Source organism: Streptococcus humanilactis (genome assembly GCF_019448275.1).
Classification (GTDB): Bacteria; Bacillota; Bacilli; order Lactobacillales; family Streptococcaceae; genus Streptococcus; species Streptococcus humanilactis.
The window spans coordinates 103,066-119,855 of record NZ_JAHXBZ010000006.1 but is presented as its reverse complement, the minus strand read 5'-3'; the positions used below and the strand labels follow the sequence as shown (position 1 = coordinate 119,855).

Here is a 16,790-nt window from a genome sequence, read left to right as displayed (position 1 = left end):
GAGATTGATGCGAATGATCAATTGAGTCAATCTGAAAAAGCGAAGGCTAAAGAAGCAACTAAGGCGGCAGCAGATGCAGCGAAAGTAGCTATTGAGGCAGCAACTGACCAAGCAGAAGTAGATAGAATTCTTCGTAATGACATTTACAAAGATGATGCAGCAATTAATGAAGTAGAAGCATTTGACTTATCATCTCTATTAGTCAATGGATTTGTCTCTGTTAAACAAGGAGAAACTTTAACAGATCAAGAAGTATTATCTAAAGTAAACTTACCGAAGGATGTAGAGGTTATTAAAATTGAAAAACCTACAACATCAGCTTTAGGTAGACTAGTAGCTAAAGTAACACTTAAGTTATCAGATGGCAGTGTAGAAGAAATAAACGTACCTGTTGAAGTTGTTGCTCCACAAAATCATGGAAATGAAGGAAATGGAGCAAATAACGGAGCTAATAACACTGAAGCGAAAGCGGATAAAGCTAAGTTAGAAGCTGCTATCCATCAATTAGATGAATTGCTCCTTAAAGAATCAGCTAAGCTTGATGCAGAAACTGCAAAAGAAGCGAATACATTATTATCAGATGCTAAGAAAGTATTTGCCAATGCAGACGCAACTCAAGCAGAAGTGGATGCAATGGTTAAACGTATCGAAGACTTCATGGCGAAAGTTGCTCCATCAACGGATCATGCAAATACAGCTAACGATCAATCTGCTCAAACACCAGCTGTAGTTCCAGCTAACAACCAATCTGCGCAAACAACAGTTGTAGCTCCAGCTACTACTCAAGCAGCATCTAATGCTAGCCAAACAGTATCAGCACAAGCAAATGCGCGTAAAGCGGCTAAAGAATTGCCAAATACAGGTACAGTGGATTCTACTGTGGCTATGGTAGCAGCAGCTGCAAGTGCATTACTTGGTCTCGGTCTTGCAGGCCGTCGTCGTAAAGAAGACGAAGAAGCTTAATTGGTAGATTATTTGATAATTATCAGATGATAAGTCCGATTTTCAAAGCTTAAACAAGTATCTCTCACAAGAAAATCTCCTAGCAGGAAAGCCTGCTAGGAGATTTTTGATACAGGTAAATTGATCAGTGAATCTAAATCCTAAATTTCATGAGATAATGAGAGGTTTAGGTTAACTTGATTTCAAAATTTTTAGGTCTAGGAATGACTATTCATATAGAGATAGGTAATTCTTCAAAGATGGTAGTCATATAGAGGACGATAGTTGTTAAGTAATGTTTTAATTGATAATAGTTGCTATTTGATGATGTTTTATGTCAAAGTAAATAGATAAGATTTTTATTTTTGACAAATGATAACATATGATGTAATGATTTTTAGGGAAAAGCTATTTGGAATAAAGGAGTTGCTCAAATAACAATTCAGGATTAAAAATGGACAGTTGAGGAGCGGAAGTGATAAATTGGAGTTTACCAGTGTATAATGTACTCATAACTCAAAGTACCCTAAGATTTTTTACTAAAATGAGGATGATAAAAATGGACAGAAGCCATTGTAAAGGCTATCAAAAAAGAGTATAATGAGTGCAAGACATTTCGGAGGTGAAAGATGCTAGAAGTAAGAAGTCTAGAGAAAAGTTTTGGATCCAAGCAAGTTTTGTTTGGTATTGACTTTCAAGCGCGACCAGGTCGTATTTTGGGACTAGTTGGAAAAAATGGTGCTGGGAAGACAACGATTTTCCACAGTATTTTGAAGTTTTTAGAATATCAAGGAGAAATTAGTCTGGATGGTCAGGATATTCGTCAGGAGACCTATGCTCGGATTGGCTATCTGCCTGAAGAACGCAGTCTCATGCCTAAATTGACAGTCCTTGAACAAGTTCGCTACTTGGCGACTCTAAAAGGTATGGATGCCAAGGAGATCAAGGAAAAACTCCCTCAATGGATGAAGAGGTTGGAAGTGAAAGGGAAGCTGACTGATAAAATCAAGAGTCTGTCAAAAGGAAATCAGCAGAAGATTCAGCTCATTATTACTCTGATTCATGAGCCAGACTTGATTATCTTGGATGAGCCTTTCAGTGGATTGGACCCAGTCAATACAGAATTGCTCAAGCAAGTCATTTTTCAGGAAAAAGAACGTGGGGCAACCATTATCTTTTCTGACCATGTCATGACCAACGTCGAGGAGCTTTGTGACGATATTCTCATGATTCGAGATGGTCGTGTGGTCTTGCATGGACCAGTTCAGGATGTTCGCAATCAATACGGGAAAACGCGTCTCTTTGTTTCAAGTGAACGAAGCAAGGAAGAATTGGAAAATCTTCCTCATGTCAAACAGGTGAGTTTGACCAAACAAGGCAGTTGGAAATTAATCTTGGAGGATGAGAGCGCTGGAAGGGAGCTTTTCCCAATCTTGACTCAGGGGCAATATATCGCAACCTTTGATCAACAAGCGCCAACAATTGATGAAATCTTTAAACTAGAATCAGGGGTGGAAGTATGAGAAATATGTGGGTTGTAATGAAGGAAACCTATCTTCGACATGTCAAATCGTGGAGTTTCTTCTTTATGGTGATTTCACCATTCTTGTTTATCGGTCTCTCTGGAGGAATTGGCTATCTCCAAGGCTCTTCTATGGCTAAAAATGATAAAGTGGCAGTAGTGACAACAGTGCCATCTGTAGCAGAAGGACTGAAGAATGTAAATGGTGTTAACTTTGACTATAAAGACGAAGCAAGTGCCAAAGAAGCGATTAAAGATGAAAAATTAAAAGGCTATCTGACTATTGATCAAGAAGATAGTGTTCTAAAGGCAGTTTATCATGGCGAAACATCGCTTGAAAATGGAATTAAATTTGCAGTTACAGGTACACTCAATGAACTGCAAAATCAGCTTAATCGTTCAACGGCCTCCTTGTCTCAAGAGCAGGAAAAACGCTTAGCACAGACAGTTCAATTCACAGAAAAGATTGATGAAGCCAAGGAAAATAAAAAGTTTGTTCAAACAATGGCAGCAGGCGCCTTAGGATTCTTTCTTTATATGATTCTGATTACCTATGCGGGTGTAACTGCTCAGGAAGTTGCCAGTGAGAAAGGCACCAAAATTATGGAAGTCGTCTTTTCTAGCATAAGGGCTAGTCACTATTTCTATGCTCGCATGCTGGCTCTGCTTCTTGTGATTTTGACCCATATTGGCATTTACGTCGTGGGTGGACTTGCTGCCCTTCTTCTCTTTAAAGACCTACCAATATTGGCACAATCTGGTATTTTAAACCATATAGGAGAGGCTTTCTCGCTCAACACCTTATTGTTTGTCTTGGTTAGCCTCTTTATGTACGTTGTTTTAGCAGCCTTCTTAGGTTCTATGGTTTCTCGTCCTGAGGACTCAGGAAAAGCCTTGTCGCCTTTGATGATTTTGATTATAGGTGGTTTTTTTGGAGTGACAGCTCTAGGTGCAGCTGGTGACAATCTCATCTTGAAGATTGGTTCATATATTCCCTTTATTTCGACTTTCTTCATGCCGTTTAGAGCTATTAATGGTTATGCAAATGGGTTAGAAGCTTGGATTTCGCTTGCTATTACGATTGCTTTTGCAGTAACGGCAACAGTCTTTATCGGACGTATGTATGCTAGCCTCGTTCTGCAAACAGATGATTTAGGTCCTTGGAAAACCTTTAAACGTGCCTTATCTTATAAATAGAAGAGCCTCGCGAAAGCGAGGTTTTTTAGAGATAAAAAGAGTGGAATTCAGAAAAATATTTTTCATATCTATTGACTTTTAGGGGTGAAATTTGGTATTATAGTAGGCGGTATTGTTTACCCCATTTGAAAGGCCCCGGAACCTTCCAAATACTTTTCGATGGGAAGGAACACCCATCACCGTAAACAAAAATCGAACTATATATAGGAGAAATCATGAACAAAACAACATTTATGGCTAAACCAGGCCAAGTTGAACGTAAATGGTACGTAGTTGACGCAACTGATGTACCACTTGGACGTCTTTCTGCAGTAGTTGCTAGCGTACTTCGCGGAAAAAACAAACCAACATTTACACCACACACTGATACAGGTGACTTTGTGATTGTTATCAATGCTGAAAAAGTTAAATTGACTGGTAAAAAAGCAACTGATAAAATCTACTACACTCACTCAAACCACCCAGGTGGATTGAAACAAATCTCTGCAGGTGAACTTCGTTCTAAAAATGCAGTACGTTTGATCGAGAAATCAGTTAAAGGTATGCTTCCACACAATACTCTTGGACGCGCTCAAGGTATGAAGTTGAAAGTATTTGTTGGAGCTGAGCACACTCACGCTGCACAACAACCAGAAGTTCTTGACATTTCAGGACTTATCTAAGGAAAGGAACAATAAAGTATGTCACAAGCACAATATGCAGGTACTGGACGTCGTAAAAACGCTGTTGCACGCGTTCGCCTTGTTCCAGGAACTGGTAAAATCACTGTTAACAAAAAAGATGTTGAAGAGTACATCCCACACGCTGACCTTCGTCTTGTAATCAACCAACCATTCGCAGTTACTTCAACTGCAGGTTCATACGACGTTTTCGTTAACGTTGTAGGTGGTGGATACGCTGGTCAATCAGGAGCTATCCGTCACGGTATCGCTCGTGCTCTTCTTCAAGTAGACCCAGACTTCCGCGATTCATTGAAACGCGCAGGACTTCTTACACGTGACTCACGTAAAGTTGAACGTAAGAAACCAGGTCTTAAGAAAGCTCGTAAAGCTAGCCAGTTCTCAAAACGTTAATCAATACGATTATATCAACGTTTACAGACATTCAAGAATTATCTCTTGGATGTCTTTTTTTTGTTTATGTGACTATTAGTTCGTCTCGCTCCGTTAGGTGCGAGACAAAAAAACCACCCGCTATGCGGGTGCGCGTCGAAGGTTATACCAAAAAAACTCCGAACGCGATACAATAAAGGTATTCAAGCCAATTGTAAAGCGAAAGGAGAAAAATATGGCACAAAAGGCTCATAGTTTATCGCACACAAAGTGGCACTGTAAGTATCACATTGTGTTCACCCCTAAGTATAGACGAAAAGTTATCTATAATCAATATCGAAGTAGTTTAGGCGAAATATTTCATCGCTTGTGTAGTTATAAAGGAGTTGAAATTATCGAGGGTCACTTAATGCCAGACCATGTACACATGTTAGTAAGTATTCCACCAAGGACAAGTGTTTCGAGTTTCATGGGTTATTCAAAAGGAAAAAGTGCACTCATGATGTTTGACAAACACTCCAACCTCAAGTACAAGTTTGGGAATCGGCATTTCTGGGCGTAAGGTTATTATGTAAGTACGGTGGGACTCAATGAAGCCACGATTAAGAAATATATACAAGATTAAAGAAATTATCCAGTGGATGATTTCTTCACGAGTATGAAAATTTGAGAACGAGTAAAGCATGATATAGCACTAGATAAATTAAGTGTAAAAGAATATGAGGATCCCTTTAGGGATAGTGGTAAGTAATACTAAAGCCTCTTTGAGAGGCAAGTGACGAGTCAAGAGCAATAAGGCTTGAACAAAGTGAAAGCCAGCGTCTTTAGGCGCTGGCTGGTAATTTGGGCTTATAGCCCTGGTACAAACCACCCGTTTGACGGGTGGTCATGATTGTTCAAAATTCGACTTAGTGTTTCAATGCTAGATTTTAAGTGAAATAACTCAGTTTTACTGTATCCACTTTCATGATTATTTTCTATATTTTTGCAATGGCGCTCAATATGACATAATGTCTTGCGGATATTGTTTTCTTTAATATTTTTCATAGTTATATCGTAACAAAGAAAAATATAAAGAGGCATTAAAAATTCTCAAATGATTAAAAATAACCTGAACTGCATTTAAAAATTTCAATCAGAACAAAAAAATATTCTGATTTGACAATGTTTAATATTTTTAGTATCATTCAATCAGAACGAAAAAATGTTCCGACTGAAAAAGAAAGAGATAAAATATGTATACTATTTCAGAATTATTACCACCAGCTGTTGAAGGTCAAAAAGCATTTATTTTGGATCATGGGAAAATAGAAGATGATGGTCAATTGAAATATGCAGATGATGCAACTAGTTATGGATGGAATATTCATCAATATGGGAAATTAAAGATGGGAGCTGTTGTATTAAACCGCCATCCAGGTAAAATTACTAAAGATCGTAAATGGGAAATTTACGGGGGAGGTTATGTCGAGAGCATTTCCGAACCAGATGAGGACGGTAATGTTATTGCAGTAATTTCACATGCTTTCAAGATAGAACCTCCAATTAGACAGGGAGATTCTTTTATTGAAAATTACGAATGGAAAACACCGAGTAAGAAAAAACGAAAAAAAACAAATTCATGGTTGCATTTTTGGGATCAATACGGAATGAATGAAATCTCATATGAAGACTTTGTAGCACTAATGGAAGATCGTCTAATTATTTCTATTGATTCTATTGAATCTATCTATCGCACGTCAGTTAATCCTGATTTTACAGCTGCTGAATGCAAAGAATTTGAAAATGTAGAGGATTTTACAGTACTTATTGATGAAGATGGACCTAGACGTTCAACCAAACCTAAGAAACATAAATTTACTGGGCGTAAAATTGATTGGGAACTTGAAAATAAATCAAAACAGAGGACTGGTGTGGCAGGTGAAGAAATCGTCTTTGATTTACTATGTAAGGAAGCCGAGGAGAAGGGGTTGAAACTACCTGAACATGTATCAAAAACAAAAGGTGATGGTCTTGGTTATGACATTTGTTTTTGGGATGAAAATGGAGAAGAAGTCCATATTGAAGTGAAAGCATCAAAACTAAAGTTTTCGGATGGTTTTGAACTGAGTTCTAATGAATTAGAGGCATCTCGCGCTGGATTTCCATATAAAATATATTTTGTTTATGACTTAAATATTGAATCAAAACAGTGCAAAATTAAAATTTATGATGGACCTATTACGGAAAACTCATTTAAGCTAGTTCCTAGTTCTTATAAAGTTTATCTAAATTATTGATGTTCTATACTATGTATAATTGGGCTAGTAATTTAATTTTTAGGGATAATTGCAATGTGGATCGTAATTTTAGAAATTAAGTAAGGATGATATTTTAAAATGGAGAAATTAAAGACTATATATCAGTGTGAAGGTTTTGGTGATTATTATAAAAGTGTGTTAAATGGTGGCAAATATGTTGATCCCGACTGTATAGATGATATCAATACACCTTATTATAATTTTTTAACAGAATTTCTAAAAAAGAGAGAGAGTGAAAGTTGTTATGAAAATAAATTCTCTTTTGTTCCTCCTAAAAATGCTAAACTAACCACTGATGATGAGAAAAACTTAAAAGACAATGACGAGTATAAAATTGTTGTGAAACAAGATGATGAGGAGTTATTCAGACTAACTTCAGATCAATTTGGTTTCTCCGGGAATGAAGGTATTTATCGGCAAACTTATGGGCATCTCAAGTATCCCTTAGCTAGAATTAATTATTTATCTAAGAGTGAATCTAACGAATCTAAAGTTGAGAGAAAGCAAGTTTTAAACATTTTAATTGATTATGTTCAAAATACCAGAACACTTGGTGGATCTTTTATTTGGCCTGTACCGAATAAAAGTGAAGGATATCGGAATAGTAAGTATAATTTAAATCGTGGGGTAGGTTCTTATATAGAAGATAGAGTGGATTTAACACTATTAGAAATAAAACATGCTTTAGATGGAGAATATAACAAAGAACAATATAAGGATGATATCTTATTTACTCTTTATCAAAATAACACAGACGGGATACGAACTTGGCTTGAACATTTTGAGACATTTGAGAAATTTATTGAGTATTTTATGTTTGATAATTTTGTTGAAAACGGTATGCCGATTAATATCTTGACTGGTAAAGCTATTTGTGAAGAAGAGGTGGAAAAATACAAAAATAGGACAAGCCAGATCAAGAAACTCAATCTAAACGAATTGTTAAATATGATTGAGAGATTAGAAAACATGATAATAAAAAGGACATGTTTAATGGAAGAATACATACAGGATTATAAAGAAGAGAGAAGTAGTAGGGATTGATTTCGCTTGCTTATTATAGGAAATAAAAAGTATTAAGAAATTACCCTGTTGCAACCAAATTTTTTCAAATTTTCTTAAGAGTCTGGGACAAAAGTCTAACCTTAAATATAAAAAGCGAACCAAACGAGTTATCTGACAATCAGAATTCTGTATTGTTCGATTTTTTATCTAATCTATCGATTTTTAAAATTTATAATAAAGAATTCCTAAAATCAAAATCTTTTTGTCCCAGACTCTAAATATTGATATCAAGTTATTTTCAAACACTTTAATGTAAAATTATATTAAACAATGCTTGAAAAAAGCTCGTAAAGCATCACAATTTAGTAAACGTTAATTCGAAAGAATTACTATACTTACAAAGATCACCTTTCGGGGTGTTCTTTTTGTACTTTCTTACTAAATTGGTGCAATTGACACAGTTGTTGCGACTTTAGTCGCTTGCAAATATGGCTGCAACCGGACAAGACCAGTTGCCTCAAAATGTTAATCAATACGATACTATCAACGTTTCAAATCACTCGAAAGTTTGTCTTATTGTTTCTTTTTATACTCTTAAGAGATCAAAAGCAACATAAGTTGTCAGCTCTTTATTACAAAAACATTAATTAGCATTCTAGCATTATCTTCAGTCTAAAATCAGTATTTTGAGTTGTACGAGATCAGTTTTCGAATTTGCTCTTTGAATTTTGTCTAGTCTTACTTCATTTTCCCCTGAAGTTAAGTTTTTACTCAGTATCATTAGTTAAAAAGGAAAAAAACGCGTTTTCATATTTGGGTTTGAAGTTTATAAAATAGGCTAAATGTGCTGAAAATTTAGATATCACAAACAAAATAAAATTTTTAAAAGCTACAGAGAAACATGGTATAATGTAACTAAAGGAAGTAGCATATGTCCTTAGATATAGATAAAGAAAAGATGACAATCATGGGAGTAGCTTTTGAAAACTGATCTGTTTTTTAGAGTGTTTGGTATGCTCTAAGTACAAATATGATTGAAGGATGGCGATCTACGGTTAGTGGTGTTGAAACATTGCGAGATGAAGCTCTTGCTCTGGGGATGACTTAATGAAGCGTAAATGTTAGGAGTCTTATGACGATATTGATTCGGATAATTTATATATCTATCCAGCTTCTTCAGTTCTAAGAAATAAGCAGGAAGGAAAAAAGCACGCGAGCTTGAATATCGTATGATTGCTAGTAAGAGTTTGAAATTATATATCAATCCTATCTTAGTTAATAGTTTAAAAGTAGTTTGTTTCACAACTACATAGGCTTAGAAAGGTTGAAAAGTGATAACTCTTTAATAAACTCTTGGTTTGTTAAAAGATATTTTGTCCACTACATTTTTTCAATTGACTATTATTTGTCATAGATATAACATATAGAACATTGCATTCAGAATAATGAAAAACGCATCAAAAATGGTGCGTTCTGTTTTTATGCTACCATAAAAGGAGGGAAACAAATTGAAAATTTTTAAGGGAGAGTTTTATAGAATCTCTGTATTAACAGACAAGCTAGTAAGGTTAGAATACTCTCAAACTGGAAGTTTTGAGGATAGAACGACACAACTTATCTATAATAGAGATTTTGGCCAAGTTTCGTTAGATTATATCGAGACATCAAACGTACTAGATATTATGACGGACTATTTTCATCTGCACTTTAATAAAGGAGAATTTAACGCCGAAAATTTATTTATAGAATTAAAAGGAAATTTTGCCGTATATGGTAGTCGCTGGTATTTTGGTGAATCTATTGAAACGTTAAAAGGAACAGCTCGGACTCTGGATAAGGCAGATGGAGCAATCCCATTAGAAGATGGAATTATTAGCCGAAATGGTATTGCCTTACTGGATGATTCTCAAGGATTTATTTGGGATGAACAGTCTGGTTATATTGAGAGAGAAAATCAAATTGACCTGTATTTCTTTGCCTATGGGCATGATTATAGAGGAGCAATCAGAGACTTTTACCATTTGACTGGTTCAACACCCTTGTTGCCAAGATATGCTTTAGGCAATTGGTGGAGTAGGTATTGGCCTTATACGTCGGATGAATACTTGGATTTAATAGACAGATTTGAAACAGAGAAAATTCCATTATCTATCGGTGTTTTAGATATGGATTGGCATATAACTGACATTCCAGCTCGTTTTGGAAGTGGCTGGACAGGATATAGTTGGAATAAAAACTTAATACCTAATCCAGAACAGTTATTGCAACAACTTCATGATAGAAAGTTAAAACTCTCTTTAAATGTCCATCCTGCTGATGGTATACGGGCTTATGAAGAAGCTTATCCTAGAGTTGCCAAACGATTAGGGTTAAATGTAGAATTAGAGGAACCAGCCATTTTTGATTTTTTTAATCCCTCTTTTAGGGAAGCTTACTTTAAAGATGTTCATTATGAGCTAGAAAAGCAGGGAGTAGATTTTTGGTGGATTGACTGGCAACAAGGGACACAAGGCATGTTGGATCCACTGTGGCTTTTAAACCATTATCACTATCAGGATAGTTGTAAAAATGCAGAAGGTGGTTTGATTTTATCAAGATATGCAGGTCCCGGTAGTCATCGCTACCCTGTTGGTTTTTCAGGAGATACCATTATTAGTTGGAATTCCTTAAGATTTCAACCTTATTTTACGGCGACAGCATCAAATATCGGTTATAGTTGGTGGAGCCATGATATCGGTGGGCACATGCTGGGGGATTATGACGAAGAGCTACAAACCAGATGGCTACAGTTTGGCGTTTTTAGTCCGATTACTCGCTTACATAGTTCTAGAAGCTCCTTTAATAGTAAAGAACCTTGGTTTTTTTCAGAAACAACATCTAAGATTATGAAGAAATACCTTCGTTTGAGACATCAGATGATCCCCTATCTATACACTATGAATGTAAAGACACACGAGGAGGGTGCCCCATTAATCAGCCCAATGTATTATTTCTATCCAGAGAATGATGAGAGCTATAATGTTCCAAATCAATACTTTTTTGGAACAGAACTGATGGTGGTTCCCGTTGTAGAAAAGATGGATTTGGCATTCCAATCTGCAAAAGTAGATGTATGGTTCCCTGAAGGTGAATGGTATGACTTCTTTTCAGAGAAAAAGTACACAGGTGGTGTGAAGTTAAGTGTTTATAGAGACATTTCGACTATACCTGTGTTTGCAAAAAGTGGTGCAATCATTCCCTTGGTTGGTTCTGAGATAGATATGGGTGTTGATTTACCTGAAGTTGTAGATTGGTATGTATTCCCAGGCAAACAACATTCTTTTGAAATGATTGAAGATCAAAATGGTCAAAGATATAAAACAAGATTATCAATCGACTGGGAAATGGGAATGGTAGAGTTAGCATTAGAAGGAGATTCTAGTATCGTTCCAAGCAATAGAAGACATAGAATTCATTTTAAAGGAGCGAATGTGTCTATAATTGAATTGCCAAATAAGAATGATACAGCTAGATTTGAATGTAAAGATAATAAAAGGATATCCCTAAATGACGAAGTTTTTAGACTACTAAAGACGGCCTCTCTTCCATATGAATTAAAAGATAGATTGTTAAATCAATTCATCAATGCCAAGAATTCTCACGAGTTAATGAATATCTTGCATCATCAGGATAAGGAATTGAGAGGGCGTTTGTTGGAAATGATATTTACTAGCGAAAACTAATTGAGACATTTCGTACACAATTTTTATTATTTAATGTGTAGTAGTTTTACATCTCTATGCTTATTGGCTTGTATTTTAGTAATTACAAGTTTGGCATAGGGATTTTTTTGTTTACTGAAGAGGAAAGGATAAGTATGTTTCAAGGTTTGAAACATTTTTTAACTAAACAAGAGCAAATTTTTAAAGGTGATTTTTCAAAGTAACTTTCGCTCGCCTGACCGAAGTGGAAGTTAGTCTGAAATGGATTTTTATGATGGAATTAAGTATGAGACGGGTGATTTTTCAGAAAATTTTCTAGAATAAACATAATTTGTTTGACATTCGTTTGAAAATTCTGTAAAATGAGTTATTATGTTTTAAAGGAGAATATATATGGAAAAACAGAAAACATTTTTTGGACATCCTATGGGCTTGTCCACCCTCTTCTTTACAGAGATGTGGGAACGCTTTTCTTACTATGGGATGCGAGCTATCCTACTTTACTATATGTACTATAGTGTGCAAGATGGTGGCTTGGGGATGGAGAAAACCACAGCTGCATCGGTTATGGCTATTTATGGCTCGCTGGTATTTTTGTCCTCGGTTATCGGTGGTTTTGTCAGTGACCGTATTTTAGGAAGCCGTAAGACTGTCTTTTACGGTGGGATTCTGATTATGCTAGGACATATTGCTTTGGCAACACCTTTTGGACAAGTGGCTCTCTATCTTTCTATTGCCTTAATTATCTTTGGAACTGGATTTTTAAAACCCAATATCTCAGATATGGTTGGGGGAATTTATGAGAAAGAGGATGATAGACGGGATGCAGGTTTTAGTATCTTTGTCTTTGGTATTAACTTAGGTGCCTTTGTTGCTCCTTATCTAGTGGGTTATCTAGGTCAGGAAGTCAATTTCCATCTAGGTTTCTCATTAGCTGCAATTGGGATGTTCTTTGGTCTGGTGAAGTATGTTTTGGATGGGAAGAAATACCTGCCTGAATCAAGCCTTTACCCCACTGATCCCCTTTCACAGAAGGAGCAGCAGACCTTGATTAAACGTTTGTTGTTTACACTTGTCATGGTTATTCTCGTGGTTATAGGTTTAGTCTTTACTCACCAGTTTAACGTGGATATGATTGTTAATATCTTTACAGTGATTGCGGTAATCATTCCAATCTACTATTTCTTCAAAATTTTATCTAGTCAGAAAATAACTGCCACTGAGAGATCCCGAGTATTTGCCTACATTCCTCTATTTATCGCTGGAGTACTCTTCTGGTCTATTGAGGAGCAGGGTTCTGTTGTTCTCGCTCTATTTGCGGATGATCAGACTCGACTTTACTTTAATGTATTTGGGAATCAGATTCATTTCCCATCTAGCTTTTTCCAAAGTATCAATCCACTTTTCATTATGATTTATGTTCCGATTTTTGCATGGTTGTGGGGGAAAATGGGTAAAAAGCAACCGTCCTCTTCTAAGAAATTTGCTTACGGTTTATTAGCAGCAGGTTTATCCTTCTTGTGGATGATGTTACCAGGGATGCTCTTTGGGACAGATGTTAAGGTCAGTCCTTTCTGGTTGATTATGAGTTGGGCTATTGTGATTGTGGGGGAGATGTTGATTTCGCCTATTGGTCTATCAGTCACTACTAAGCTAGCACCAAAATCCTTCCAAGCACAAATGATGTCTATCTGGTTCTTGAGTAATGCAGCTGCCCAAGCTATCAATGCTCAAATTGTAAAATTTTATACAAGCGAAACTGAAGTGGCTTACTATGGAATTGTTGGAGGAATTACGATTGTATTCGGTATTATCTTACTCTTCTACGTTCCACGTATTGAAAAACTAATGTCTGGTATCAAATAGAGAAAAACTGGAATTTCTGTAGGAATTTTAAAAGTTAGATCAATTATTTATTCAAAGGATTTAGTTCTGTATTGTATAGGGCTAGGTCCTTTTAGTTTGATTAATACTCTTCGAAAATCTCTTCAAACCGCGTCAACGTCGCCTTGCCGTACTCAAGTACAGCCTGCGGCTAGTTTGCTCTTTGATTTTCATTGAGTATAAAACTCACGATGTTTCTGCTTTTCCTAGTGGACATTTGTCTACTTTTTTTATATAATAAAACTAAACCATAATGGTTGAGTTTTGAAATTATGGATTCAAGCATCGATTAGTCTTTCTAAGAGAGATAATGTCCATTAAAGCATCATAATAGGAGGTGAAGTATGTATCAACCAGAAAAATTAAAGGCTCGGAGGAAAGAGTTAAAACTGACACAGAAGGAAATTGCAGAGCAACTTGGGATTAGTTTCCAGGCTTACTCAGCTTGGGAACGTGGAATCAAAGAACCGTCTAAGGAGAAGGTGTCCCAGTTAGAGAACATTTTAAAGGTACCCAAAGGATATTTTACTCAGATCGAGATTGTCCGTCTCTACCATAGCCTCTCCAAGCAAGGGCGGGAGAAGGTTGTTCTCTATGCTCGCAACCTGGCTCAAGAGGAGCAAGCCCAGAAAGTGACAGCTATGCCAGAGCGCCTCTACGAGTACCGTGTTTATGAACGCATGTCAGCAGGGATTGGAGCTTCGGTCTACGATGATCGGAATTTTGATACGGTTTACTTTAATGAGGAGTTGGCTCATGATTTTGCGTCATGGGTGTCTGGGGACTCCATGGAACCTAAATACCAAAATGGTTCAGTGGCCCTGATTCGAGAGACAGGATTTGACTATGACGGGGCGGTTTATGCAGTGGTTTGCAACAACCAGACCTATATCAAACGGGTCTATCGAGAGGAGAATGGCTTGCGTCTGGTATCGATCAATCCTAAATACAAGGACATTTTCATCTCCTACGAGGAAGATCCTCGGATTGTTGGCATTATCGTTGGGAACTTTGTGCCGATGGAGGGCTAGCCTATGGGCTACTTTGATTATTCCAGAGAACCCAAAAGTGACATTGCCTTTGTCGATATGAAATCTTTTTATGCTAGTGTTGAGTGCGTGAAAAGGGGCTTACATCCGCTGAAAACTTCGCTTTGTGTTATGAGTCGCGCGGATAACTCAACTGGTCTTATCCTAGCCTCCTCTCCCCTATTTAAGAAGATTTTTGGCAAGTCAAATGTTGGTCGGGCCTATGATTTGCCTTTTGATATCAAAACGCGAAAATTTTCCTATTACAATGCTAGAAAGCAGGGGTTGCCTACTGATTCAGACTATGTTCGCTACATCGAAGATTGGGCTCAAGTGACCTTGATTGTGCCACCTAGGATGGATGAGTACATCGCAGTCAATATGGAAATCCAGCGAATCTTTCAAAACTATGGCAGTCCAGATGATATTTATCCTTACTCTATCGATGAGGGTTTTGTTGACCTGACTAGTTCGCTCAACTATTTCATCCCAGATAAGAGTCTTTCTCGCAAAGACAAGCTGGATATGCTTTCTGCTCGTATTCAGAGGGATATTTGGAGGCAGACAGGGATCTACTCTACAGTGGGCATGTCAAATGCTAATCCTTTACTGGCCAAGTTGGCTCTGGATAATGAGGCCAAGCACACTCCGACCATGAGGGCCAACTGGTCTTACCAGGATGTGGAAGAGAAGGTCTGGTCCATTCCCAAGATGACGGATTTTTGGGGGATTGGCAGGCGGATGGAGGAACGCTTGCATGCTCTGGGGATTTTTTCCATCAAGGAATTGGCCACAAGCAATCCTGACCAGCTAAAGAAAGTTCTGGGTCAGGCTGGCTTGCGTTTATGGTTTCATGCTAACGGAATTGATGAGAGCAATGTTCATAAGCCCTATAAGGCCAAATCCAAGGGCTTGGGGAATTCTCAAATCTTGCCGAGAGACTACGTGAAGCTACGGGATATTGAAATTATTCTCCGAGAAATGGCGGAGCAGGTGGCTATTAGACTGAGAAGGGCGGGCAAGAAAACAACCCTTGTTTCTATCTATGTCGGTTTCTCTAAACAGGAGGCTAGGTCGTCTATTCACACACAAATGAAGGTCGAACCGACCAATAATACAGCTGTCTTAACGAATTATGTTTTGAAGTTATTTCATGACAAATACACTTCTGGAGCGGTCAGAAGTGTCGGAGTTAACTATTCAGACTTTGTAGACGAGTCCTTTGGATTGATTTCCCTTTTTGATGATGTTGACAAGTTAGAAAAAGAAGAAAGGCTCCAGACGGCCATTGACTCTATTCGGGAACAATTTGGTTTCACTTCACTCTTAAAAGCAAATGCACTGGAAGAAGCCTCTAGGAGTCTTGTCAGAAGCAAGCTGATTGGGGGACATTCTGCTGGAGGAATAGATGGATTACAATGATTGATCATTCTTATTTACCCTTTCAATCTGCGCGAGATTATCAAGATCCAGGGATGCAGAAGTGGATGGGCTTTTATCTTTCAGAACACACCAGTTCACTTAGTGAAGAAAAAAATCGTGTTGATTTTTCGACGGATTTGACCCCAGTTGAGAAGTTACACTTGCTTTCTCAGCTTTATGTTGGCCAACTGAAGGGAAGTTTTGTGGTCAAGGAAAAGAAGCAGAAAACCACGATCATAGGTGAAGTGAGCGAATTATCACCTCAAACTCTATCTATTAGGACAAACGAGGGATATAGGTTGATAGAGGTTGCAGATATCCTAGAAATTCGGCTGTGGGAGGAGGGAGTGTATGACTAGAAAAGAGTTGTATGAAAACAAACTGCAGATGGATTATTTTTCAGATGACTATATTCGTTTTGAAGAGGATTTCCAAAAATACTCTGCCATGAACGTGCCCTTGACTTTCTTGATTGATGACATCTTACGAACCATGGCGATGAATCAGAAAAACTACTTTGTTTTAAACAAGGAAAATGCCAAGGATGGGTGGGTACATCGTTTTTATTTTAGGGTGGTAACGGAAAAAGCGTGTCCCAGAAATAAGACCTATACATACTCAGGGGTCAAGAATAGCAGTCAGTAGTGCCTTGTCTGCTATGAATGTATCATTTTTACAACACTTCATGTTTCATATCATGGAGTGTTTTTCTATTTAAGTCAAAGCCAATCAAAAAA

General features: G+C 37.3%; 13 protein-coding genes and 1 pseudogene. All 14 read left to right on the top strand.

The features are described 5' to 3' along the window. A partial coding sequence (locus tag KV696_RS10135) for a Rib/alpha-like domain-containing protein (protein ID WP_258318592.1) occupies positions 1–963 on the top strand: 963 nt, incomplete at its 5' end. A gap of 608 nt (positions 964–1,571) precedes the next feature. Next, positions 1,572–2,465, top strand: coding sequence for an ABC transporter ATP-binding protein (locus KV696_RS08565; protein ID WP_084925866.1), 894 nt, complete (start codon positions 1,572–1,574; stop codon positions 2,463–2,465). Then, the gene (locus tag KV696_RS08560; RefSeq protein WP_219967425.1) at positions 2,462–3,661 is read left to right on the top strand and encodes an ABC transporter permease; all 1,200 of its coding nucleotides are present in this window, start codon (positions 2,462–2,464) and stop codon (positions 3,659–3,661) included. The genes KV696_RS08565 and KV696_RS08560 overlap by 4 nt, the downstream gene beginning before the upstream one ends. Positions 3,662–3,876: 215 nt before the next feature. Next, complete coding sequence (rplM, locus tag KV696_RS08555) at positions 3,877–4,323, top strand: 50S ribosomal protein L13 (protein ID WP_001044624.1); 447 nt, start codon at positions 3,877–3,879, stop codon at positions 4,321–4,323. An 18-nt stretch (positions 4,324–4,341) separates the two neighbouring features. Further along, the gene (gene rpsI / locus KV696_RS08550; RefSeq protein WP_000075964.1) at positions 4,342–4,734 is read left to right on the top strand and encodes a 30S ribosomal protein S9; all 393 of its coding nucleotides are present in this window, start codon (positions 4,342–4,344) and stop codon (positions 4,732–4,734) included. A gap of 214 nt (positions 4,735–4,948) precedes the next feature. Continuing rightward, positions 4,949–5,464: pseudogene (gene tnpA / locus KV696_RS08545) on the top strand (IS200/IS605 family transposase). A gap of 484 nt (positions 5,465–5,948) precedes the next feature. Beyond that, positions 5,949–6,992 carry a protein NO VEIN domain-containing protein gene (locus KV696_RS08540; protein WP_219967424.1) on the top strand — a complete coding sequence of 348 codons (1,044 nt, stop codon included), beginning with the start codon at positions 5,949–5,951 and terminating at the stop codon, positions 6,990–6,992. A gap of 99 nt (positions 6,993–7,091) precedes the next feature. After that, on the top strand, positions 7,092–8,057 hold the full coding sequence (locus KV696_RS08535; protein ID WP_219967422.1) for a DUF6994 family protein: 966 nt from the start codon (positions 7,092–7,094) through the stop codon (positions 8,055–8,057). Between the two features lie 1,469 nt (positions 8,058–9,526). After that, positions 9,527–11,740 carry a glycoside hydrolase family 31 protein gene (locus KV696_RS08530; RefSeq protein WP_219967420.1) on the top strand — a complete coding sequence of 738 codons (2,214 nt, stop codon included), beginning with the start codon at positions 9,527–9,529 and terminating at the stop codon, positions 11,738–11,740. A gap of 372 nt (positions 11,741–12,112) precedes the next feature. Then, positions 12,113–13,585, top strand: a complete 1,473-nt coding sequence (locus tag KV696_RS08525) for a peptide MFS transporter (RefSeq protein ID WP_219967419.1) — start codon at positions 12,113–12,115, stop codon at positions 13,583–13,585. Between the two features lie 362 nt (positions 13,586–13,947). After that, positions 13,948–14,634, top strand: a complete 687-nt coding sequence (locus KV696_RS08520) for a helix-turn-helix domain-containing protein (RefSeq protein WP_000284672.1) — start codon at positions 13,948–13,950, stop codon at positions 14,632–14,634. A gap of 3 nt (positions 14,635–14,637) precedes the next feature. Then, positions 14,638–16,053, top strand: coding sequence for a Y-family DNA polymerase (locus KV696_RS08515; RefSeq protein WP_219967417.1), 1,416 nt, complete (start codon positions 14,638–14,640; stop codon positions 16,051–16,053). Further along, positions 16,050–16,412 carry a hypothetical protein gene (locus KV696_RS08510; protein WP_219967415.1) on the top strand — a complete coding sequence of 121 codons (363 nt, stop codon included), beginning with the start codon at positions 16,050–16,052 and terminating at the stop codon, positions 16,410–16,412. Before KV696_RS08515 ends, KV696_RS08510 begins: the two co-directional genes overlap by 4 nt. Next, entirely contained in the window at positions 16,405–16,698 is a 294-nt protein-coding gene (locus tag KV696_RS08505) for a DUF5960 family protein (RefSeq protein ID WP_219967414.1), read from the top strand. The genes KV696_RS08510 and KV696_RS08505 overlap by 8 nt, the downstream gene beginning before the upstream one ends. Positions 16,699–16,790: the final 92 nt, after the last annotated feature.

What these genes read in the sequence shown, in the direction of transcription:
- rplM (WP_001044624.1), top strand. Translation starts at nt 3,877, where the DNA reads ATGAACAAAACAACATTTATGGCTAAACCAGGCCAAGTTGAACGTAAA.
- rpsI (WP_000075964.1), top strand. Translation starts at nt 4,342, where the DNA reads ATGTCACAAGCACAATATGCAGGTACTGGACGTCGTAAAAACGCTGTT.
- KV696_RS08565 (WP_084925866.1), top strand. Translation starts at nt 1,572, where the DNA reads ATGCTAGAAGTAAGAAGTCTAGAGAAAAGTTTTGGATCCAAGCAAGTT.
- KV696_RS08520 (WP_000284672.1), top strand. Translation starts at nt 13,948, where the DNA reads ATGTATCAACCAGAAAAATTAAAGGCTCGGAGGAAAGAGTTAAAACTG.
- KV696_RS08510 (WP_219967415.1), top strand. Translation starts at nt 16,050, where the DNA reads ATGATTGATCATTCTTATTTACCCTTTCAATCTGCGCGAGATTATCAA.
- KV696_RS08560 (WP_219967425.1), top strand. Translation starts at nt 2,462, where the DNA reads ATGAGAAATATGTGGGTTGTAATGAAGGAAACCTATCTTCGACATGTC.
- KV696_RS08535 (WP_219967422.1), top strand. Translation starts at nt 7,092, where the DNA reads ATGGAGAAATTAAAGACTATATATCAGTGTGAAGGTTTTGGTGATTAT.
- KV696_RS08540 (WP_219967424.1), top strand. Translation starts at nt 5,949, where the DNA reads ATGTATACTATTTCAGAATTATTACCACCAGCTGTTGAAGGTCAAAAA.
- KV696_RS08505 (WP_219967414.1), top strand. Translation starts at nt 16,405, where the DNA reads ATGACTAGAAAAGAGTTGTATGAAAACAAACTGCAGATGGATTATTTT.
- KV696_RS08515 (WP_219967417.1), top strand. Translation starts at nt 14,638, where the DNA reads ATGGGCTACTTTGATTATTCCAGAGAACCCAAAAGTGACATTGCCTTT.
- KV696_RS08525 (WP_219967419.1), top strand. Translation starts at nt 12,113, where the DNA reads ATGGAAAAACAGAAAACATTTTTTGGACATCCTATGGGCTTGTCCACC.